General features: G+C 60.8%; 21 protein-coding genes. 10 read left to right on the top strand and 11 right to left on the bottom strand.

Features of this window, described 5'->3' with window-relative positions:
- Window positions 1–10: 10 nt before the first annotated feature.
- The 4 genes from yddG to PMI18_RS25210 all read right to left on the bottom strand — a co-directional run bounded on the left by yddG (window position 11) and on the right by PMI18_RS25210 (window position 3880).
- A complete protein-coding gene (yddG, locus tag PMI18_RS25195) occupies window positions 11–925 on the bottom strand; it encodes an aromatic amino acid exporter YddG (protein ID WP_007896026.1) in 915 nt (304 codons plus the stop codon).
- 103 nt (window positions 926–1028) lie between these two features.
- Window positions 1029–1805, bottom strand: a complete 777-nt coding sequence (locus PMI18_RS25200) for a helix-turn-helix domain-containing protein (RefSeq protein WP_007896022.1) — start codon at window positions 1803–1805, stop codon at window positions 1029–1031.
- Between the two features lie 170 nt (window positions 1806–1975).
- Window positions 1976–2773: a hypothetical protein gene (locus PMI18_RS25205; protein WP_007896020.1), complete on the bottom strand. Its 798-nt coding sequence runs from the start codon at window positions 2771–2773 to the stop codon at window positions 1976–1978.
- Between the two features lie 159 nt (window positions 2774–2932).
- Window positions 2933–3880 carry a LysR family transcriptional regulator gene (locus PMI18_RS25210; protein ID WP_007896019.1) on the bottom strand — a complete coding sequence of 316 codons (948 nt, stop codon included), beginning with the start codon at window positions 3878–3880 and terminating at the stop codon, window positions 2933–2935.
- Window positions 3881–3991: 111 nt separating this feature from the next.
- On the opposite strand from PMI18_RS25210, the gene PMI18_RS25215 reads away from it, so the two are divergent.
- A complete protein-coding gene (locus tag PMI18_RS25215; RefSeq protein ID WP_007896018.1) occupies window positions 3992–4744 on the top strand; it encodes a 3-oxoacyl-ACP reductase family protein in 753 nt (250 codons plus the stop codon).
- Window positions 4745–4756: 12 nt separating this feature from the next.
- The gene (locus tag PMI18_RS25220; protein WP_274517911.1) at window positions 4757–5374 is read left to right on the top strand and encodes an NADPH-dependent F420 reductase; all 618 of its coding nucleotides are present in this window, start codon (window positions 4757–4759) and stop codon (window positions 5372–5374) included.
- Window positions 5375–5492: 118 nt separating this feature from the next.
- On the opposite strand, the gene PMI18_RS25225 is transcribed toward PMI18_RS25220, so the two are convergent.
- The 3 genes from PMI18_RS25225 to PMI18_RS25235 are packed head-to-tail and all read right to left on the bottom strand — an operon-like array spanning window position 5493 to window position 8083.
- Entirely contained in the window at window positions 5493–6671 is a 1179-nt protein-coding gene (locus PMI18_RS25225) for an acetyl-CoA C-acetyltransferase (protein ID WP_007896016.1), read from the bottom strand.
- 11 nt (window positions 6672–6682) lie between these two features.
- Entirely contained in the window at window positions 6683–7348 is a 666-nt protein-coding gene (locus PMI18_RS25230) for a CoA transferase subunit B (protein WP_007896015.1), read from the bottom strand.
- Window positions 7349–7384: 36 nt separating this feature from the next.
- A complete protein-coding gene (locus PMI18_RS25235; protein WP_007896014.1) occupies window positions 7385–8083 on the bottom strand; it encodes a CoA transferase subunit A in 699 nt (232 codons plus the stop codon).
- 180 nt (window positions 8084–8263) lie between these two features.
- On the opposite strand from PMI18_RS25235, the gene PMI18_RS25240 reads away from it, so the two are divergent.
- Entirely contained in the window at window positions 8264–9163 is a 900-nt protein-coding gene (locus tag PMI18_RS25240; RefSeq protein WP_007896013.1) for a LysR family transcriptional regulator, read from the top strand.
- 218 nt (window positions 9164–9381) lie between these two features.
- On the opposite strand, the gene PMI18_RS25245 is transcribed toward PMI18_RS25240, so the two are convergent.
- The gene (locus tag PMI18_RS25245; protein ID WP_033035830.1) at window positions 9382–10428 is read right to left on the bottom strand and encodes a class I SAM-dependent methyltransferase; all 1047 of its coding nucleotides are present in this window, start codon (window positions 10426–10428) and stop codon (window positions 9382–9384) included.
- Between the two features lie 298 nt (window positions 10429–10726).
- Here PMI18_RS25245 and PMI18_RS25250 point away from each other — a divergent pair, with 298 nt between their 5' ends.
- On the top strand, window positions 10727–11566 hold the full coding sequence (locus PMI18_RS25250) for an HvfB family MNIO-type RiPP peptide maturase (RefSeq protein ID WP_033035828.1): 840 nt from the start codon (window positions 10727–10729) through the stop codon (window positions 11564–11566).
- On the top strand, window positions 11559–12317 hold the full coding sequence (locus PMI18_RS25255; protein WP_007896010.1) for an HvfC family RiPP maturation protein: 759 nt from the start codon (window positions 11559–11561) through the stop codon (window positions 12315–12317). The genes PMI18_RS25250 and PMI18_RS25255 overlap by 8 nt, the downstream gene beginning before the upstream one ends.
- A gap of 120 nt (window positions 12318–12437) precedes the next feature.
- On the opposite strand, the gene PMI18_RS25260 is transcribed toward PMI18_RS25255, so the two are convergent.
- Both PMI18_RS25260 and PMI18_RS25265 read right to left on the bottom strand, forming a co-directional pair.
- The gene (locus PMI18_RS25260) at window positions 12438–13757 is read right to left on the bottom strand and encodes an ATP-binding protein (RefSeq protein WP_007896009.1); all 1320 of its coding nucleotides are present in this window, start codon (window positions 13755–13757) and stop codon (window positions 12438–12440) included.
- Entirely contained in the window at window positions 13754–14494 is a 741-nt protein-coding gene (locus PMI18_RS25265) for a response regulator (protein WP_007896007.1), read from the bottom strand. Before PMI18_RS25265 ends, PMI18_RS25260 begins: the two co-directional genes overlap by 4 nt.
- A gap of 489 nt (window positions 14495–14983) precedes the next feature.
- Between PMI18_RS25265 and PMI18_RS25270 the strand changes: the two genes are divergently transcribed.
- The 5 genes from PMI18_RS25270 (at window position 14984) to PMI18_RS25290 (ending at window position 18121) form a co-directional block, all read left to right on the top strand.
- Entirely contained in the window at window positions 14984–15247 is a 264-nt protein-coding gene (locus PMI18_RS25270) for a DUF2790 domain-containing protein (RefSeq protein ID WP_007896006.1), read from the top strand.
- A 48-nt stretch (window positions 15248–15295) separates the two neighbouring features.
- A complete protein-coding gene (locus tag PMI18_RS25275; RefSeq protein ID WP_007896005.1) occupies window positions 15296–15517 on the top strand; it encodes a hypothetical protein in 222 nt (73 codons plus the stop codon).
- A gap of 83 nt (window positions 15518–15600) precedes the next feature.
- A complete protein-coding gene (locus PMI18_RS25280) occupies window positions 15601–16812 on the top strand; it encodes a cytochrome c biogenesis protein DipZ (RefSeq protein WP_007896004.1) in 1212 nt (403 codons plus the stop codon).
- A gap of 186 nt (window positions 16813–16998) precedes the next feature.
- Entirely contained in the window at window positions 16999–17271 is a 273-nt protein-coding gene (locus PMI18_RS25285) for a DUF4242 domain-containing protein (protein WP_007896003.1), read from the top strand.
- 37 nt (window positions 17272–17308) lie between these two features.
- Window positions 17309–18121 (top strand): class I SAM-dependent methyltransferase, encoded by an 813-nt coding sequence (locus PMI18_RS25290; RefSeq protein WP_007896002.1) that lies wholly within the window; start codon window positions 17309–17311, stop codon window positions 18119–18121.
- A 91-nt stretch (window positions 18122–18212) separates the two neighbouring features.
- Here the strand turns inward: PMI18_RS25290 and PMI18_RS25295 are convergent, their stop codons facing one another.
- On the bottom strand, window positions 18213–19139 hold the full coding sequence (locus PMI18_RS25295) for a universal stress protein (protein ID WP_007896001.1): 927 nt from the start codon (window positions 19137–19139) through the stop codon (window positions 18213–18215).
- Window positions 19140–19141: the final 2 nt, after the last annotated feature.

The raw sequence follows: 19141 nt of genomic DNA, 5'->3' as shown, positions 1-19141 counted from the left end.
AACATTGATGTCAGGCTTTGGGCTGACCTGTTCGCGAGGTTGCGATAACGGCGCCGACGATAATCAGCAGGGCGGGAATAATCAGGAACGGGCTGGCATGGCTTTGCCCGATGGCCACCAACAGCAGGGTCGAGATCAGTGGCGCGAGGTACGACAGTGCGCCGAGCATCGACAGGCTGCCGTGCTTGGTCGCGTGATCCCAGGCAAAAAACGCCAGCCCCACTGGCCCCAGGCCGAGGCCGACGATGGCCGCCCATTGGCCGGAGTCGGGGGTGACCGAGGTCTCAAACGCCAGATGACAGACCAGACCTGCCACCGCGACCAGGCCGCAGATGCCGCCGATGATGCTGCTTGGCACTTCGTTGAAGCGCCGGTTGATGACCGAGTAGGACGACCAGACCAACGCGCAGGCGAACGCGGCCAGGTAGCCGGCCACCGGCATGTCGGCGACTTCCGCCGAAGCACGCTGCTGCATGATGAATGCGGTCCCGGCCAGCCCCAGCAGCGCACCGAGCAGTTGGCGTTTGCGTAGCTGTTCACCGGTGGTGAAGGCCGAGAGCAGCACAATCAGCAGCGGCCACAAGTAGGCGATCAGGCTGGCCTCGGCGGCTGGAGCGGCTTTGAGGGCGAAAAAATACAGCGCGTGGTAGGCGAAGATCCCGAGAAAACCGACCGCCCAGACCGACCAGGGCTGGTTCCAGCTGCGAAACCCTGCCACACCGCGTCGCCCGAGAATGCACAGACTCGCCACAAACGCGACGCCGAAGCTCAGGGTCAGCAACTGAAAGGGGGGAATGCCTTCAGTAAGGGTGGTCAATAACGCCAGGCAGGACCATAGAAACACTGCGATCACACCGACGGCAGTGGCGGATGTCGCGGTCTTGGCGGACCCAAGTGTTTTGGTTGTCTGCGTCGCTTCGCTCATCTGTGCCTCGTCTGATTCTTCATGTCAGTGAGGCGATGATAGAAAGGTCTGGTGCGGAGGGTATTGACGGAAACTGCTGAAGATTTGTTCAGGCCTGCCGGATTCACGCCAAGCGTGAACTTCTGCGGACGGCGGCCGGGGTGAGGTCACGGTGCTTTTTCAGCGCATGGGTGAGGGCACTCTGATCGGCATAGCCGACCCGATGAGCGATTTCGGTGATCGACAGCGCGGTCTCGCAAAGCAGCTCGATGGCTCTGTTCAGGCGCAAGCTCGCAATGTGCGCGAAAGGTGTGGTCTTCAAGTGCTGATCGAACAACACGTAGAGGCGCCGTTCGCTGGTTCCGGCCACCCGCGCGATGTCCGTGGCGGTGAGCGCGCTGTCCAGGTTGCTTTCGATACAGGCCAGGGCCCGGGCGAGCGTGAACTGGCTGTGATCGGGGATGTTTCTGGAGGGCAGCGTCAGAGAGGACAACAGCAACGTGCTCCAGGATTCGGCCACCTGAGGCGAGCTGATCAGCATCGGCGCGCTGCGGGCGGCGTAATCGAGCAAATGGCGGATTTCCGGGCGCACCGGGAAGAAGAGTTTGTCGACCAGCAGTCTGCTCGACAAATCGATATTCTGCTGCCCGCCGAAAGGCGCCGCTGGCACGTCGAGCACCAAAAAGGTATTAGCCTTCTGCGCCAGAAACGCATGACGCGCACCGGCGGGAATCACCACTCCCTGGCTCCAGTCGACTTTGCCGCCCTGGCCGTCAACCTCGATGTCCATGGCGCCGGACTGCGGTAGCACGACTTGATGGAAGTCGTGATCATGCAGCTCGACCTGACCCGTATACGAACGCAGGGCCAGTGAAACCGATGGGCTATCGTTGCTGCTCATTACGCCTCTCCGTTGGCTGAAGTTCGCATCATGCCTGAGTCACCGAACTCTGTGCCACCCTCGCAATCGTTCAAGAAAAACGGCCTCTTCATGGGGAAAGGACGGGACGCATCATGCCGTAATGCCTGCGGTTTTTGCCGGCGTGATGTCTAACCGCTGAAAAGCCAAGGCTATCCATTCATCTTGCGCAGCTTTCGTGTTCCTGGTGCATTGTTTCCAGATCGCAAAAGCAAGCGTTTCGTGATCAACAACATTCCCATCGATACTCCCACGCCCAGAACAAACCCCTGCCACCCAAACTGCGGCAGCGCAAGCGCCAACACCAGACAAAACGCCGCAAACGAATACATCCCCGTCGCCGTCGCCCTGAGCAACACCGCAGTAAAAGCAGGCCCACGAGTCTGCTGGGAAAACACCGCCATCACACTGCCCAGCACCGGGAATACCGCGAGCAACCCGCTCCAGCGTTCGCCGACGGTGCTGGCCAGCAACGTCACAGCCAAGGTGAGCAGGGCGCCGGCCATCATGCGCAGCAGCAGTTTGTCGGACTTCGGCGCAGGGCCTGAAACGATAGGCTGCACCGTGGGAAACAGGTACGGTGCGGCCAGCAATGCAGTGGCAGCCGCGATCACCGAGAACACCAGCGACGGCGGGATCAGCGACAGCACAATAGCCGCCAAGGTCCAGACCAACAGCGAAATCGTCAGTGCCCACGGCCAGCTCAAGCGTTGTGCAACCTGGGCGTAGGTCACGCAGAAAGCAATCATCGCGAACATTGCCGATAACGCTGCCGTCGCCGCCTGAGCGGCGAACATCACGCCTTGCTCGATGGCGAGAAAAAACAGAATCGGCCCGACCACCACCGGCAACCCCGATAGCCAACCGGCCACGCTTGGCCCCCAGCGTTTTCCAGCCAGGGAAATCATCAACAGAAATCCCGGAATCACCAGCAGTTTGAGCATCAGCACGCACGCGTCTCCATTCGGTGTGAGCCGGCCACGTTAGCATTGCGGGCGATGGATTGCTCAGGGCGGTTTCTGAGTCGGGAGGTGTCTTGCCAGGCCGGGCCTCTTCGCGAGCAAGCCCGCACACACACATTGGAACTGTGCCGATCACAAAATGTGTGATCAACCCCGATCAACTGTGGGAGCGGGCTTGCTCGCGAAGAACGATGACGCGGTCTCCCGCCCAAACGCCTCGACCAGATAATCGATAAACACCCGGGTCTTGACCGGCATCAACGTGCGGCTCGGGTAATACAACGAGATTGGCCCCGCGTCGGCATGCCAGTCAGGCAACAAGCGCACCAGCTCGCCACGCTGGATATTGGCGACTACATCGGGCAACACCAGCAGCGTCACACCGAGGCCGAGCAGGGCTGCTTCGCGCATGGCGGCCGGGTCATTGAGCACGATGTTTTCACTCAGCTCGGCACTTGCTTCATTGCCCGCGCCATCCTGCATGACCCAGTGACGCAGCCGCCCAGTGTGCACGCCGCGCATCACAATCCCGTTGTATCGAGCCAGGTCCGCCGGGCTGTCGGGCGACGTGCGTCCGGCCATGTAGGCCGGTGAGGCCACTGCCACCACATGCGCCGCCGCCAACGTCCGCGAGATAACCCCGGGCGTCAATTCGAAACCACCGCCGATGGCCGCGTCATAGCCTTCGGCGATCAGGTCCACCTGGCGGTTTTCGAAGTGCCACTCGGGACGAATCAGCGGATAGCGCGCCAGAAAATCCGGCAACAACGGCAATACATGGCCGATGCCAAAAGTCGGCGCCAGGCTGACTTTGAGCACGCCCGCCGGCTCCGCGCGATCACTGGACACTGCACTGATCGCCGCCTGCAACCCTTGCAGATTGCCGCTGATACTCGCCAGAAAACGCTCCCCGGCTTCGGTCAGCGACAACTTGCGGGTCGAGCGCTGGAATAGCCGTACTCCGATGTTGCGTTCAAGCATCGCCACGTTGCGGCTGACGGCGGCGGGTGTCAGTGCGAGCAGCCGCGCGGCGGCGGAGAAGCTGCCGGTTTCGGCGCTGCGCACGAAAGATTCGAGGTTGGCGAGGGTTTCCATCTCAGACACCTGATAGTAATGCTTGAAGATAATTCAAGCTATTACCGTCTAATCAAGTCGTAATGGCAAGCGCAGTATTCACTCCAACGACAACCCACGGAGTGAATTCCCATGACAAACGCTCAACTTCCCCTTGCTGGCAAAACCGCTTTGGTGACCGGCGGCTCCCGTTCCATCGGTGCGGCTATCGCCAGACGCCTGGCTGCCGATGGCGCCAGTGTTGTGCTGACCTACAGCGCATCCCCGACCAAAGCCGCCGAGGTGGTGCACGCCATCGAAGCTGCGGGTGGTCGTGCCCTGGCGATTGCCGCCGATGCCGGTGAACCGACGGCGGTGCGCGCGGCGGTCACTCGCACCGTCGAGGTGTTTGGCAGTATCGACATTCTGGTGAACAACGCCGGCATCGCTCTCGGCGGGCCGATTCAGGACATCAGCTTCGATGACTACCAGCGAATGATCGCGGTCAACGTCACCGGTGTGTTCGTTGCCACACAGGAAGCGGCACGGCACATGAAGACCGGTGGTCGCATTGTGCACATAGGCTCGTCGATGACCCATTACGCGGCGTTCCCGACGGCATCGCTCTACACCTTGACGAAAGGTGCCATCGCCGGCTTCAACCGCAGTCTGGCCCGGGATCTCGGTCCACTGGGTATCACCGTCAACACCGTTCACCCCGGCCCGACCGACACCGACATGAACCCTGACGGCGGTCCGGTGAGCGAAATCGTCGGCCCTGGTATCGCCATCGGCCGTTACGGCAAAGCCGAGGAAATCGCCAGCGTTGTGGCATTCCTTGCCAGCCCGGACGCAGCGTTCGTCACCGCTGCCGACATCGTCGCCGACGGTGGCTTCACCGCCTGACCCCACCTGAACATTAAGGAGAACACCATGAGCACAATCGGAATCATCGGCGCTGGCGCCATCGGCACAGCCTTCGCCAAAGCACTGTCCCGTCAGGGTATCGAAGTCGTCATCGCCAACAGCCGTGGCCCGCAAACCCTGGCCTCACTGGTAGCAGAACTCGGGCCGACAGCGCGGGCCGGCACTCGTGAAGAAGCGGCTGCACAGCCGATTGTTTTGGTGGCGGTGAATTGGTCGAAGTTACCGACGGCACTGGCCGGGCTGCCAGATTTCGGCGGGCGGATTGTGATCGATGCGAACAATTCGATCGAGGCGCCATCGTTCAAAGCGGTGGATTTGCAGGGGCGTCCGTCCAGCGAAGTGTTTGCCGAATGGGTGCCCGGTGCGCGGGTGGTGAAAGCGTTCAATCACCTTCAGGCGCATCTGCTTGAGAGTGATCCGAAAGCGGAGGGCGGTCGGCGGGTGCTTTTTCTCTCTGGTGACGATGCCGAGGCCAAGGCACAGGTGGCTGCGTTGATCGAGCGGTTGGGGTTCTTTGGAATCGATCTGGGCGAACTGAGTGTCGGGGCGCGGCTGGTGCAGTTTCCGGGCGGACCGTTGCCAGTCTTGAACCTTGTGAAATTTGCCTGAGGGCCAGAGACCATAACCTGTAGGAGCGAGGCTTGCCCGCGAAGAACGATGACGCAGTTTATCTGTTGCACCGAGTTATCGTTCTTCGCGGGCAAGCCTCGCTCCTACAAGGATGTGATTAGCGCTCGATCGCCAATGCCACGCCCTGACCACCACCGATGCACAGGGTGGCGAGGCCTCTTTTGGCGTCCTGCTTGATCATTTCATGCAGCAAGGTCACCAGCACCCGGCAACCTGACGCACCGATCGGGTGGCCCAAGGCAATCGCGCCGCCGTTGACGTTGACCTTGTTCAGGTCCCATTCCAAGTCCTTGGCCACGGCCAGAGATTGCGCGGCGAAGGCTTCGTTCGCTTCGATCAGGTCCAGTTGATCGATGGACCAACCGGCCTTGTCCAGGCAGCGGCGAGTGGCCGACACCGGGCCGATGCCCATGATCGCCGGGTCGACGCCCGCGTTGGCATACGCAGCGATTTTCGCCAGCACTGGCAGCCCGAGGGCCTTGGCTTTTTCGGCGCTCATCAGAATCACCGCAGCGGCGCCGTCGTTCAGCGAAGAAGCGTTGCCGGCGGTCACCGAACCGTCCTTCTTGAAGGCCGCTTTCAGTTTGCCCAGGGAGTCGGTGGTGGTGCCGGCCCGAGGTTGTTCATCGGTGGCGAAGGACAGCGGATCGCCCTTGCGCTGCGGGATCAGGATCGGCGTGATTTCATCAACGAAGCGTCCAGCTTCGATGGCGGCCACGGCTTTCTGCTGCGAGGCGGCAGCGAAGGCGTCCTGTTGCTCACGGGTCAGGCTGTATTTCTCAGCCAGATTCTCGGCGGTGATGCCCATGTGGTAATCGTTGAACGCATCCCACAAACCGTCGCTGATCATCGTGTCAACGATCTGCGCGTGACCCATGCGCAAACCGGTGCGGGCGCCCGGCATGACGTAATTGGCCAGGCTCATGTTTTCCTGGCCGCCGGCAATGATCACTTCGGCATCGCCGCAGCGAATCGCCTGAGCCGCCAGATGCAGCGCTTTCAGGCCCGAGCCGCAGACCTTGTTCAGGGTCATGGCCGGCACGGCGAAGGGCAGGCCGGCCTTGATCGCGGCCTGACGTGCAGGGTTCTGCCCGGCGCCGGCGGTCAATACCTGGCCCATGATCACTTCATCGACTTGCGCCGGGTCCAGACCGGTTTGCGCCAGCAACTGGCGGATTACCGCAGCACCGAGGTCAACCGCGGACACATTGGCCAACGAGCCCTGGAAGCTGCCGATGGCAGTGCGAGTGGCGGCAACAATCACGACTTCTTGCATGGAAAAATTCCTCACTGGGCAGCGAACTGCATTTCCGGGACGTGGTCAGGCACGATCAGTTTACCAGCGGTCTTGGCGACGATTTCTTCGACGCTGACGCCCGGCGCGCGCTCTTTGAGAATGAACGCACCGTCCTTGATTTCCAGGTAGGCCAGGTCGGTCAGCACGCGTTTGATGCAACCGGCGCCGGTCAGCGGCAGGCTGCAACGCGACAGCAGTTTCGACTCGCCGTCTTTGGAGGCGTGGGTCATGGTGACAATGATGTTGTCCGCACCGGCCACCAGGTCCATCGCGCCGCCCATGCCCTTGACCAGTTTGCCGGGGATCATCCACGAGGCGATGTTGCCTTCGACGTCCACTTCAAACGCGCCCAGCACGGTCAGGTCGATGTGGCCACCGCGAATCATCGCGAACGATTCGGCGGACGAGAAAATCGACGCGCCAATACGCGCGGTCACGGTTTGCTTGCCGGCGTTGATCATGTCGGCGTCGACTTCGGCGTCGGTCGGAAAGGCGCCCATGCCAAGCAGGCCGTTTTCCGATTGCAGCATGACTTCCATGCCTTCAGGGATGTAGTTGGCGACCAGGGTCGGGATGCCGATGCCGAGGTTCACGTAGTAGCCGTCCTGCATTTCGCGGGCGACGCGTTGAGCCATTTGTTCGCGGGAAAGTGCCATTGTTGTTATTCCTTCATTCGGTCCGGGGGCAGGGGATCACTTACGCACGGTGCGCTGTTCGATGCGCTTCTCGAACGTGCCGCAAATGACCCGGTCGACGTAGATGCCAGGGGTGTGGATCTGCGACGGGTCCAGCTCGCCGGGTTCGACGATTTCTTCGACTTCGACCACGGTGATCTTGCCGGCAGTGGCGGCCAGCGGGTTGAAGTTCTGGGCGGTGTGGCGATAGACCACGTTACCGAAATGGTCGGCTTTCCAGCCTTTGACGATGGCGAAGTCACCGGTGATGGATTCTTCCATCAGGTACTGGCGGCCCTTGAATTCGCGGACTTCCTTGCCGTCGGCCACCGGAGTGCCGACGCCGGTGGCTGTGAAGAACGCCGGGATGCCGGCACCGCCTGCGCGCATTTTCTCGGCGAGGGTGCCTTGAGGTGTGAGCACGACTTCGATTTCGCCGCTCAGCAGCTGCTTTTCGAACAGCGCGTTTTCGCCGACGTAGGAGGCCACCACTTTGCGGATCTGCCGGTCCACCAGCAGCACGCCGAGGCCGAAACCGTCGACGCCGCAGTTGTTGGAGACCACGGTGAGATCACGTGTGCCGCGGTGCTGGATCTCGGCGATGAGGTTTTCCGGAATCCCGCACAGGCCGAAGCCGCCGGAGATCACGGTCATGCCGTCTTCAAGACCTGCCATCGCTTCCTCGTAGGAATACACGCGCTTGTCGAACCCTGCCATATGCACCTCTTTTATTCTTTGTGGGCGGCTGGCTAGCCGGATGGGGAGGGAGTGTCGCGCTGGAGGATTTATTTGTTAAGTTGATTTTTAAGGTTTATTGATAGATAAAACTCACTAATAGGTAGGGGCTGCCGCAGACTGCGCCTACATTGAATGTGCTTACCGTTGGAGACCTTGGTCATGACCGTCAAACAGATCCGCGCATTCCTGGCCGTGGCCCAGAGTTTGAGTTTTGCCGTGGCGTGCGAGCGGCTGCACCTGTCCCAGTCGGCGTTGAGCCTGACCATCAAGGCGCTGGAGGAGGGTTTGGGCGGGCGCCTGTTCACGCGCAATACCCGCAACGTCGCACTGACCGCCGAAGGCGAATCGCTGCTGCCACTGGCCCGTCGATTGATCGCGGACTGGGACAATGCCGAGGATGAACTGCGCCAACGCTTCACCCTCCAGCGCGGCCGCGTGACGCTGGCGGCGATGCCGTCGTTTGCCGGCAACCTGCTGCCGCCGATCCTCAAGACCTTTCGCGCGCGTTACCCCAAGGTCAACGTCACGGTGAACGACGTGATCAACGAGCAGGTGCTGGAAATGGTCCGCGACCGTCAGGTGGAGTTGGGCGTGGCGTTTGAACCGACCCAGAGCTCGTCGCTGGAATTTACCCCGTTGTACATCGACCGGTTTGTGGCGGTGGTGCCCCTCGATTCACCGCTGGCGGAGCTGGCCGACATCGATTGGCAGACCTTGCTCAAGGAACCGTTCATTACCTTGCAGCGACCATCGACGGTGCGGGTGATGCTCGAAGAGCACTTGCAGGCGCGGGGCATGAAGTTGCCGGTGGAGTTTGAAAGTCATCAGTTGGCAACGGTCGGGCGGATGGTGGCCAGCGGATTGGGCGTCAGTGCGGTGCCGGCCTTGTGCGCCGGGCAGATGCGCGAGCTGGGCGCGCGTTGCATAACCCTGCGCGACCCGGTGGTGGAACGGGCGATCGGGGTGCTGACGACAGGGCATGAACTGTCGGCGGCGGCGCAGGCGTTGTTCGATATTCTCAAGGCCGAAAACCTTGGCGAACGCCTCGCCATGCACTGAACACAATCACCTGTGGGAGCGGGCTTTTGTGGCGAGGGGGCTTGCCCCCGTTCGACTGCGAAGCAGTCGTAAAACCAGTCACCGCTTTCTAATTCAAGATCGCAGACACTGGTTTTAGGGGGGCTTCGCGCCCCAACGGGGGCAAGCCCCCTCGCCACAAAAGCCCGCTCCCACAGGCTCCGGTTTTGTCAGTTGCATCCGGGCAAACCGGCCTGCCCTTATTTACGCGCCTCCAGAATCAGGTTGAACGGCGTTTCCGTGGCCCGCCGGAATTGTGTGAATCCCGCCTCGGTGAAGACCTTGCGCAACCGCGCCTCACCCGCCTGGGCGCCGAGTCCGAGGCCGACCTCCTGGGACAGTGAGTTGGGCGTGCAGATAAAGGTCGAGGCGGCGTAGAACAGTCGTCCCACCGGAGTGGTGTTGGCATCGAGCGTGTCGTTGGCGAAGGGTTCTACCAGCAGCACCGAGCCGTCGGGTTTGAGCGATTCATAGGCATGCTTTGCGGCGCCGACCGGGTCACCCATATCGTGCAAACAGTCGAAGTAGCAGACCAAGTCATAGTCGTCGCCCGGATAACTCTTGGCGGTGCCTTGGAAGAACCGCGCCCGGCCGGACACACCACCTTCTTCGGCGCGCTGGGTGGCGACGGTGACCGAAGGCGCGTGGTAATCGAAACCGACGAACCGTGAATTTGGAAACGCCTGGGCCATGATCACGGTCGAGGCGCCGTGGCCGCAGCCGATGTCCGCTACCTTGGCGCCGGCCTCCAGTTTGGCGACCACTCCATCAAGGGCCGGCAGCCATTCGCTGACCAGGTGCGCCTTGTACCCAGGGCGGAAAAACCGTTCGGTGCCGCTGAACATGCACGGATGGTGATCGCCCCAGGGCAGGGCGCCGTTGCCGCGCATGGCATTGACCAGTTTGTCCTTGTCATGGAAAAACGACGCGACCACCCCGATACCGCCGGCCACATAGACCGGTGAGTCTTCGATCGCCAGCGCCAGGGCTTGCTCTTCGGGCAGGCGGAACTGACCGTCGCGGTGTTCCATGTAACCGGAGGCGGCGTGGGCGCTGAGCCATTCACGCAGTAGGCGGGTATTGCAGCCGGTCTTTTCGGCGAGTGCTTCGGGGGTGATTGGCTGACTGTCGGCCATGGCCCGGTACAGGCCGAGTTCTTCACCGAGGATGACGTTGGCGAGCATCGCCGCGCCGCCCATGTCGCTTACCAGTTTGCCCATGAAATCATTGAGTCTGGCCTCGTCCATCATGTGTGCTCCTTCAGCAGGATCACGGTCCAGAGGCATTGTTTGTCGAGGCATGCACCTTTGGGCGGTGATCGTGGGAATGAACAGGACGATAACCGCGTCCTGGCTCCCCTACGGGGGTAATCAATAAGTCTAGTTGGTGTATCCCACTGTATCTGACTGCCTGTCCGATACAGTGGCCTGAGAAGAGCGGCGTTGGTGAACACACACCCGACACACCATGGCGCTTGACTGGGCCTGCCGGCCGGCACTGAGTTTTCAGACGCTGGAGACCGGATCCCAGGATGAGATCGACACCATGCAGACTCCCCTCACATCAGCGAAGGCGAGCGTCGGGCTAGGCTTGCGCCGCGGTTTAATGAAGGACCTTCAAGCGGCCCCGGTGGGCGCTTTCGACTTTCTGGAAGTCGCGCCGGAAAACTGGATCGGCATCGGTGGCGCTCATGGTGCGGCGTTTCGCGCCTTGGCCGAGCGCTATCCGTTGTCCTGTCACGGCTTGTCCTTGTCGTTGGGCGGATCGGCACCGCTGGACGTCGGGTTCCTGCAGGAGGTGCGGGTTTTCCTCGATCACCACAACGTGCCGCTGTACAGCGAGCACCTGAGCTACTGCAGCGATGACGGGCATCTTTACGATCTGCTGCCGTTGCCGTTTACCGAAGAAGCGGTGCGCCACGTCGCCGCCCGAATCCGCCAGTCACAGGACATTCTCGGTCGGCGCCTGGCGGTGGAAAACGTCTCCTACTACGCCGCGCCACAACAGGACATGGACGAACTGACGTTCACCAACGCGGTGCTGCGCGAAGCCGATTGCGACCTGCTGCTGGACGTCAACAATGTCTACGTCAACTCGATCAATCACGGCTTCGATCCGCAGACGTTTCTGGCGGGCATCGATATGGGGAGGGTGGTCGCCATGCATGTGGCGGGGCATTTCGATGAGTCCGACACACTGAAGATCGACACCCATGGCGCCTCGGTAAAACCGGTGATCTGGTCGCTGCTGGCCGACGCTTATGCGCGGTTTGGTGTGCAGCCGACGCTGCTTGAGCGGGATTTCAACTTTCCGGCGTTCTCTGAATTGGTGAGCGAATTACAGACCATTCGCCGCCTGCAAAATGAGGAGGTGAACCGTGGATAAACCTACGCTGTATCAGCAGCAACACACATTGACTCGCTACCTGCGCGACCCCGATCAATGTGCGCCGCCGACCGGGATGGACGTGGCACGGGCACAGGTTTATCGCGACTTGGTGTTCTCGAATCTATCGTCGTTGCTCAGCGGGACTTTTCCGGTGCTGGTGAAGATATTGGGTGATGGTGAGTGGCGTTCCCTGGTGCGTATCTTCCTGCGGGACTACCGCGCTCATACGCCGAAATTCGGCGAGATTGCCCAGGAGTTTGTCGAGTTTCTGGCCTCTGAGCCGCTGGCGCTGAGCGATGGCGCGTGGCCGCCGTTCATGGTTGAGCTGGCGCATTACGAGTGGGTCGAAATGGCGCTGCAACAATCCGACGCCGAGCCATTGCCGGCCAGCGATGCCGGGTTGCTGCTGGATCGACCGTTGCAGGTTTCGCCGCTGGCCTGGCCATTGGCGTATGCCTGGCCGGTGCAGTTGGTGGGGCCGGATTACCGGCCGGACTCGCCGCCGGCTCAGCCGACGTTGCTGTTGGTTTGTCGGGGCGAGGACTGGGGTGTACGGTTTTCCGAACTGAGCCCTTTGGCGTGGCGGTTGTTGCAGCGAATCGGGGAATTTCCTCAGCTCGATGGCCGGGCACAGCTGGAAGGGTTGGCGGTGGAGGCAGGGATGGTTGGGGCGTCGGAATTCATGGACAGTGGGTTGGCGTTGTTGCGGCAGATGCACGGGGAAGGAGTGATCGGCATAGTCGCCTGACCGCACACAATCTCCCAAACACCCAATATCCCTGTAGGAGCGAGGCTTGCCCGCGAAGGCGTAGTGTCAGCCAACATCAATGTTGAATGTGCTGGGCCTCTTCGCGGGCAAGCCTCGCTCCTACAATGATGTAGTCTGAGCTGGCAACTTGAGCTCCGCACACAAACCACCACCGTCACGATTGCTCAATTTCAATGACCCACCAATCGCGATGGCCAACTGCTGGGCAATCGCCAACCCCAAACCGGTCCCTCCCGTACTGCGATTGCGCGAATTCTCCACGCGGTAGAACGGTTCCATCACCTGCGCCAATTGCTCTTCGGCAATCCCCGGCCCACGGTCCATCACTTTCACCGACAAGCAGCCATCAGCCTGCGTTTCCACCCACAACTCTGCGGTGCCGGCGAATTTCAGTGCGTTGTCTATCAGGTTCACCAGCACCCGTCGCAAGGCATGCGGCCGGGTGTTGATCACGGCTGCGCTTTTGCCGTCGAGCCGGACGTCTTTGCCCATGTCCTGATAGTCGAACACCAGGCTGTCGAGGAACGAATCCAGATCGGTGCGACGACTCTCCTCGGTGGCCCCATGAATGCTGCGGGCATAGGCCACGCCTTCGCGCACCAAGTGTTCCATCTCGCCGAGGTCGTTCCACAGTTTGTCTTTCTCGCTGGAGTCATCCATGAACTCGGCGCGCAGTTTCATGCGGGTGATCGGGGTTTGCAGGTCGTGGGAAATTGCCGCCAACAGTTGCATGCGCTCCTTGAGATAAGCGGCAATGCGCGCCTGCATCGCATTGAAGGCCCGCGCAGCGTAGGCGACTTCGGTCGGGCCTTTTTCGTCCAGGTGTACGGCGTGGGTGTTGGGGTCGAGGGTTTCCACCGCTTGGGCGAGGCGGGTGAGCGGGCGAATGGCGATTCTCACGGCCAGCCAGGTGCAGATAATCATCAGCGCCAGTTGTCCCAGCAATACCGCCGGCAACCACGGCGACAACGGCACCATCGACGGCCGCACGTCGATAGTGACAGGGCTGCCGTCCTTGAGTTTCAGATGGGCCTGGAAGTGTTTTTTCGGGCCGGGGATGTCGGTAAAGGTCAGCGGGTAATCATGGCCGATGGCGTCCTGAATCGAGGTCACTGCAATCGACACATCGCGAGCCGCCATCGGCGTGCCCGGCGAGCCTTCATTCAACAGATAGTTGTAGTTGGCGCGTTCCAGACGCGGTAGCCAGTTCGGGCGTTCGTCGGCGGGCAAACGGTCGAGGATGGCCAGGGAGGTCGAAACATCGGTTTCCAGGTTGCCCAACATGGTGTTTTTCGCACTTTCGTAACGCTCGTAGTACTGAGCGCCAAAGGACAGCGCCTGGGCGAGGATCAGGCCCACCAGAAAAATCAGCGACAGCCGCGAGGCCAGTGTGCGGGGCCAATGCAGCGCAAGATTCATGACGGCGCACCGAGCACTTCCACTGGCAGGGAAAACACATAGCCTTCACTGCGCACGGTCTTGATGTAGGCCGGTTCCCGGGCATCGTCCAGCAGGCGCTGACGCAAGCGGCTCACCAGCAAGTCGATGGAGCGGTCGAACAGATCGGCATCGCGGCCCTGGGTCAGGTTGAGCAACTGGTCGCGATTGAGCACCCGCTGAGGATGATCGAGGAACACCCGCAGCAAGCGATATTCCGCGCCGCTGAGGGCGACCATGGTGCCGTCTTCATCCAGCAGATGCCGGGCCGAGGTGTCCAGGCGCCAGCGACCGAATGCCAGCAGGCGACCGCTTTCGGTGATCACCAGGTTCGGCGGCAGCATCCGCGTGCGTCGTAGCACAGCGTTGATGCGGGCGAGCAATTCACGGGCGGCGAACGGTTTGACCAGGTAATCGTCGGCGCCCATTTCCAGGCCGATGATGCGGTCGGTTTCATCGTTGCGAGCGGTGAGCATCAGCACCGGGGTGGCCTTGTGTTTGCCGGCGCGAAGTTCGCGGCAGAGGACCAGGCCATCGTCCCCCGGCATCATGATGTCGAGCACGATCAGGTCCACCGGCGTGGACTCCAGAAACGAGCGCATCTGCCGCCCATCCGCCACCACGGTGGTGCGCAGGCCGTTCTTTTTCAGATAGTTGCCTACCAGTTCCCGGATCTCGCGGTCATCGTCCACGATGAGAATGTGATCGACGTGTTCCATGGTGACCAAGCCTCTTGAATGGGAGTTGTCGCGCAGTCTATCGAGCCTTGGCCCGCTCGCCTGCCGTCGATTGTATTGCAGTGTATCTGGCGTATCAGCAGATACACGGGGACGCAAAAAACAGCCGATTTCAGGGCAATGCTGTTCACTTAAGCGCGACTCTTTGTGGCGAGCGAGCTTGCTCGCGTCGGGCTGCGCAGCGGCCCCAAAAAATCTGACAACCTTTGCCGATTATTGTGAGTGCTACGCACTCAAGCGGGAGCAAGCTCCCTCGCCACAGGTTTCTCACTGACTCAAGACAGCATTGCGATTTCAGAGGGTTTTGTATCGCTGTGTATCGCAGGCCTGCGCGGATACATAGCGATTTACCCGCGCCTGTTCTCGACACAGACGAGATACCTCGCGGGTTTCAAATAGGTTCCATCGAGGCAAACCCAACCGCCTCGGCTCAATCAACGATTGACCTATTGAAGCCTTGAGGAAATCACCATGAACACCAAAGCCGTGTACGCCGCCTGCCTGTTTGCCGCCCTGAACATCTGCACTTTGTCGGCCCGCGCCGAAGCCGATGTAACCCCTCAAACCTACACCTACGGCACGCACCTGGACATCCAGAAAGTGCTGTCGATGAAACAGGACGCCACCCCTACCTGCGGGATTGTGAATGCCCGGATGACCTACCTGGATTCCCAAGGCAAAACCCGGGTCCTGGATTACAGCAAATTCGCTGACGGCTGCAACGAAGGCAGCTGAATCCTTCGACGACCCATTGCCCATCCCCTTTGAAACAGGAAGAACATCATGAACAACATCACCCGCTTTTTCACCGCCCTCGTTTTCTCCGTAGCCGGCGCCGCTGCCCATGCCAACGCTGCGGTAGAACAGAGCAGCTGTGGCAGCAGCACCTGCTTCCAACTGACTCCGCTGCTGACTGAGGATGGTTCCAGCCGCACACCGCAAGGGCAACTGGTTGCAGAGAACGGCTACAGCCGGACGCCACAGGGCCAGCAGCTAGAGGCCTGAAGCCTGCACAGTTCTGTCAATTTCCGCCGTTCCCACATGGGAACTGCGGTGTATCGCCCCTCACATTTTTAAGGTGATCCCCCATGTTCCTCATCGCATTCCTGGGCGGTATTTTGACCGTCCTCAGCCCCTGCATCCTCCCGGTCGTGCCGTTTTTGTTTGCCGGGGTTAAACGTACGCGTTCTTCGATCCTGCTCACCCTCGGCGGCATGGCCCTGACCTTCGCCCTGATCTCCAGCCTGGCGGTGGTCAGCAGCGATTGGGTGGTGCAAGCCAACAACACCGGCCGCCATGTGGCGCTGATTGTGATGGTGCTGTTCGCGCTGTCGCTGATCTCCGCCCGCATCGGTGGCTGGCTGGCGCGCCCGTTCGTGCTGCTGGGCAATCGCCTTGATCCCAACACTCGCAAAATGTCTGGCCCGTTAGGCTCGGTGATGATCGGCGTCGCCACCGGTCTGCTCTGGGCGCCGTGTGCCGGGCCGATCCTCGGGGTGATCCTCACCGGCGCCATGCTACAAGGCGCCAACGCTCAGACCAGTCTTTTGCTGGTGGCGTACGGCCTGGGCAGCGCGTTGTCCCTGGGCACTTTGATCTTCGCCGGTCGCAGCTTGGTCAATCGCTTGAAACCGTCGATTCCGCTCACTGGTTGGCTGCGTCGTGGCACGGGGGCTGCGGTGTTGGTTGCTGCAGCAGTCATCTCCACGGGTGCCGACAACAAATTGCTCGCCAGCACCTCATCCGAAGGCGTCACCATGGTTGAACAACACGTACTGGAAACCATACCGAAAGTGGTCGATTACTTCATCAGCAAGGTCAGGGCCGACTCGACCATGGACGCGGCCAAAGGCGCGATGCCGTCACTCTCTGGCGCGGTCGAATGGCTCAACTCGCCAGCGCTGAGCAACGATGCCCTGCGCGGCAAAGTGGTGCTGGTGGACTTCTGGACCTACGACTGCATCAACTGCCAGCACACCTTGCCCTACGTGAAGGACTGGGCGAAGAAATATGAGAAGGACGGCCTGGTCGTGATCGGCGTGCACACCCCTGAATACGGTTACGAACGCATCATCAACAACGTCCGCGACCAGGTGAAAAAACTCGGCATCACCTACCCGGTGGCGATCGACAACAACTACGCGATCTGGCGCGCCTTCAATAACCAATACTGGCCCGCTCACTACCTGATCGACGCCAAGGGGCAGGTGCGTTACACCCACTTTGGCGAGGGCCGTTATGAAACCCAGGAGCAGATGATTAGGCAACTGCTGGAAGAGGCCAAGACGCCCGCCGCATAACCCGTTTAGGCGACGCAAGCCAATCTGTTAATGCCGCGTTACAGATAGGCGACCATGCATCGGAGAATGCCATATTTCGTGAATTCTCCGGACGATCGGCAGGACGCCGGCGTATCCGGGAGCGATAGTTTGTGGACGACGGGATCATTGCGACCCTGTCATCACCCACAAGAAAAGGAACTTGCCATGCCTAAATACATTATTGAACGCGAGCTTCCGGGTGCCGGCGGACTGCCGCAACAGGAGCTCAAAGCGATCTCGCAAAAATCCTGCGATGTGTTACGTGAGATGGGGCCGGAGGTGCAGTGGCTGGAGAGTTACATCACTGGCGACAAGATTTACTGCGTGTACATCGCGCCGAATGAGGGACTCATCAGGGAGCACGCCCAAAAAGGTGAATTTCCCATCACCAGCGTTTCCCGGGTCATGAACATCATCGATCCCACCACGGCGGAGTGAGTCGGGACGCGTTCCAATCCGCAACGGAGCAGACTCCATGAGTACCCCCATTGACCTCACTGCCCTGAAAAATCGTCAAATGGCCACATGGGCCAGCGGCGACTACGCCGTGATCGGTACCACCTTACAAATCGTCGGCGAACAACTGGCCGAAGCCTGCGACTTGCTCTGTGATGAGCAGGTGCTGGACGTCGCCGCCGGCAACGGTAACGCAACGCTCGCCGCCGCGCGCCGGGGCTGCAAGGTCACGTCCACCGACTATGTGGCCAAGTTGCTTGAACGCGGCGAAGACCGCGCGCGGGCGGAACATCTGGACGTGACCTTTCAGGTGGCCGATGCCGAGGACTTGCCGTTCGAGGACGCCAGTTTCGATGCCGTGCTTTCGACCTTTGGTGTGATGTTTACGCCGGATCAAGCCAAGGCCGCCGCGGAACTGGCGCGGGTGTGTCGCCCGGGAGGCCGGATCGGCCTTGCCAACTGGACGCCTGAAGGCTACATCGGCCAAGTGTTCAAGACCCTGGGCCGCCACATGCCGCCACCGCCAGGCGCGCAACCCCCTTCGAACTGGGGCTCCGAAGCCTGGTTGAACTCGCACTTCGACCAGCGCGACTTCCAGCTCCAGGTGACACGGCGGTTGTTCAACTTCCGCTATCGCTCGGCCGCACACTGGATTGACACCTTCCGTACCTGGTATGGGCCGGTTCACAAGGCCTTTGCGACCCTGCCACCTGAAGAGGGCACGGCCCTGGAAAACGAACTGACCGAACTGCTGAATCGCCTGAACCGAGCGGGGGAACGGTCGCTGGTGGTACCCAGTGAATACCTCGAGGTGGTGATTACACGGCGTTGAAACGACAACACAAATCCCCTGTGGGAGCGGGCTCTGTGGCGAGGGGGCTCCCACAGGGGTATGTGCAGAATTGACTACCTGACCAGCCCGATCATTCATCCAGCCGCTCGGTATAGACCACCCAGACACTGCACGGCATTTTGTACAGCAGATGCTCCACCGTGCTGCCGATCAACCGGCCCATACCGCGATGGCCGACCCGGCCCATCACAATCACGTCGACGTCATAAGTATCGGCATAGCGGGTGAGCACTTTGGTCGGGCTGCCCATGAGCATGTGCCGTTGCTCCGGCGCGATGCCGTTGCGCGCGGCCAATTCGTTGAAGGCATCCTCCTGGAAGTCGAACAGGGTCTTGGCCTTGTCCGAAGCAAAAAACGCCGAACCGTTCTCGAAGCTGAACTCGTCCGAGCTGATGGACGAAAGGTCATAGGCGTAGACCACGTCGAGCTCGGCATTGCAGGCGCTCGCCAGTTTTGACGCTTCGTGCAGAATCCGGTCATTGAAGCTTTTGTAGTGATCATCACGATGGAACGGATCGACCGCGGCGACAATCTTGCGCGGCAACGCATGCTTGGCATGGCTGACGAAGTGCAGCGGCACCGGGCATTCGCGCAGTAAATGCACGTCGAGAGGGGTAAACACCAGCCGCGACAGCCGTGATTGATGCTCCAGCGCCTTGATCAGCACATCCATCGGCTGCTCTTTGAGGTGAGTCAGGATTTCTTCCAGCGGATTTTCGACCCATGCCACCTCCGTAGTGACGTGCACACCGATCTTGCGCAGGGGGCGGGCCTGTTCCTCAAGCCACTGGCGGTGGCGCTCGACATAGCCCAGACGCATCTGCTCCAGGGCCTTTTCGTTGACCAAGCCGGCGGTCGCCAGACCCTCCAGGTAGTCGAAAGCTACGATGTGCAAGGCTGCATCCTCAGCCTTGGCCAGCGCCGCGGCACGGTCGAAGGCAGGGCTGTGTTCCATCAGGGGCGAGGCGACCAGCATGAAACGAGCTTGACCAGACATGA

The sequence above is a fragment of the Pseudomonas sp. GM102 genome (genome assembly GCF_000282555.1).
Lineage (GTDB): Bacteria > Pseudomonadota > Gammaproteobacteria > Pseudomonadales > Pseudomonadaceae > Aquipseudomonas.
Note: the sequence above shows the minus strand (reverse complement) of the source record. Positions and strands in the feature narration are given on the sequence as shown.

Bases quoted from the DNA above. Each gene is read 5' to 3' on its own strand.
- yddG (WP_007896026.1), bottom strand. From the start codon at position 925: ATGAGCGAAGCGACGCAGACAACCAAAACACTTGGGTCCGCCAAGACC.
- PMI18_RS25200 (WP_007896022.1), bottom strand. From the start codon at position 1,805: ATGAGCAGCAACGATAGCCCATCGGTTTCACTGGCCCTGCGTTCGTAT.
- PMI18_RS25210 (WP_007896019.1), bottom strand. From the start codon at position 3,880: ATGGAAACCCTCGCCAACCTCGAATCTTTCGTGCGCAGCGCCGAAACC.
- PMI18_RS25215 (WP_007896018.1), top strand. From the start codon at position 3,992: ATGACAAACGCTCAACTTCCCCTTGCTGGCAAAACCGCTTTGGTGACC.
- PMI18_RS25225 (WP_007896016.1), bottom strand. From the start codon at position 6,671: ATGCAAGAAGTCGTGATTGTTGCCGCCACTCGCACTGCCATCGGCAGC.
- PMI18_RS25230 (WP_007896015.1), bottom strand. From the start codon at position 7,348: ATGGCACTTTCCCGCGAACAAATGGCTCAACGCGTCGCCCGCGAAATG.
- PMI18_RS25235 (WP_007896014.1), bottom strand. From the start codon at position 8,083: ATGGCAGGGTTCGACAAGCGCGTGTATTCCTACGAGGAAGCGATGGCA.
- PMI18_RS25240 (WP_007896013.1), top strand. From the start codon at position 8,264: ATGACCGTCAAACAGATCCGCGCATTCCTGGCCGTGGCCCAGAGTTTG.
- PMI18_RS25245 (WP_033035830.1), bottom strand. From the start codon at position 10,428: ATGGACGAGGCCAGACTCAATGATTTCATGGGCAAACTGGTAAGCGAC.
- PMI18_RS25250 (WP_033035828.1), top strand. From the start codon at position 10,727: ATGCAGACTCCCCTCACATCAGCGAAGGCGAGCGTCGGGCTAGGCTTG.
- PMI18_RS25260 (WP_007896009.1), bottom strand. From the start codon at position 13,757: ATGAATCTTGCGCTGCATTGGCCCCGCACACTGGCCTCGCGGCTGTCG.
- PMI18_RS25265 (WP_007896007.1), bottom strand. From the start codon at position 14,494: ATGGAACACGTCGATCACATTCTCATCGTGGACGATGACCGCGAGATC.
- PMI18_RS25270 (WP_007896006.1), top strand. From the start codon at position 14,984: ATGAACACCAAAGCCGTGTACGCCGCCTGCCTGTTTGCCGCCCTGAAC.
- PMI18_RS25275 (WP_007896005.1), top strand. From the start codon at position 15,296: ATGAACAACATCACCCGCTTTTTCACCGCCCTCGTTTTCTCCGTAGCC.
- PMI18_RS25280 (WP_007896004.1), top strand. From the start codon at position 15,601: ATGTTCCTCATCGCATTCCTGGGCGGTATTTTGACCGTCCTCAGCCCC.
- PMI18_RS25285 (WP_007896003.1), top strand. From the start codon at position 16,999: ATGCCTAAATACATTATTGAACGCGAGCTTCCGGGTGCCGGCGGACTG.
- PMI18_RS25290 (WP_007896002.1), top strand. From the start codon at position 17,309: ATGAGTACCCCCATTGACCTCACTGCCCTGAAAAATCGTCAAATGGCC.
- PMI18_RS25295 (WP_007896001.1), bottom strand. From the start codon at position 19,139: ATGTCTGGTCAAGCTCGTTTCATGCTGGTCGCCTCGCCCCTGATGGAA.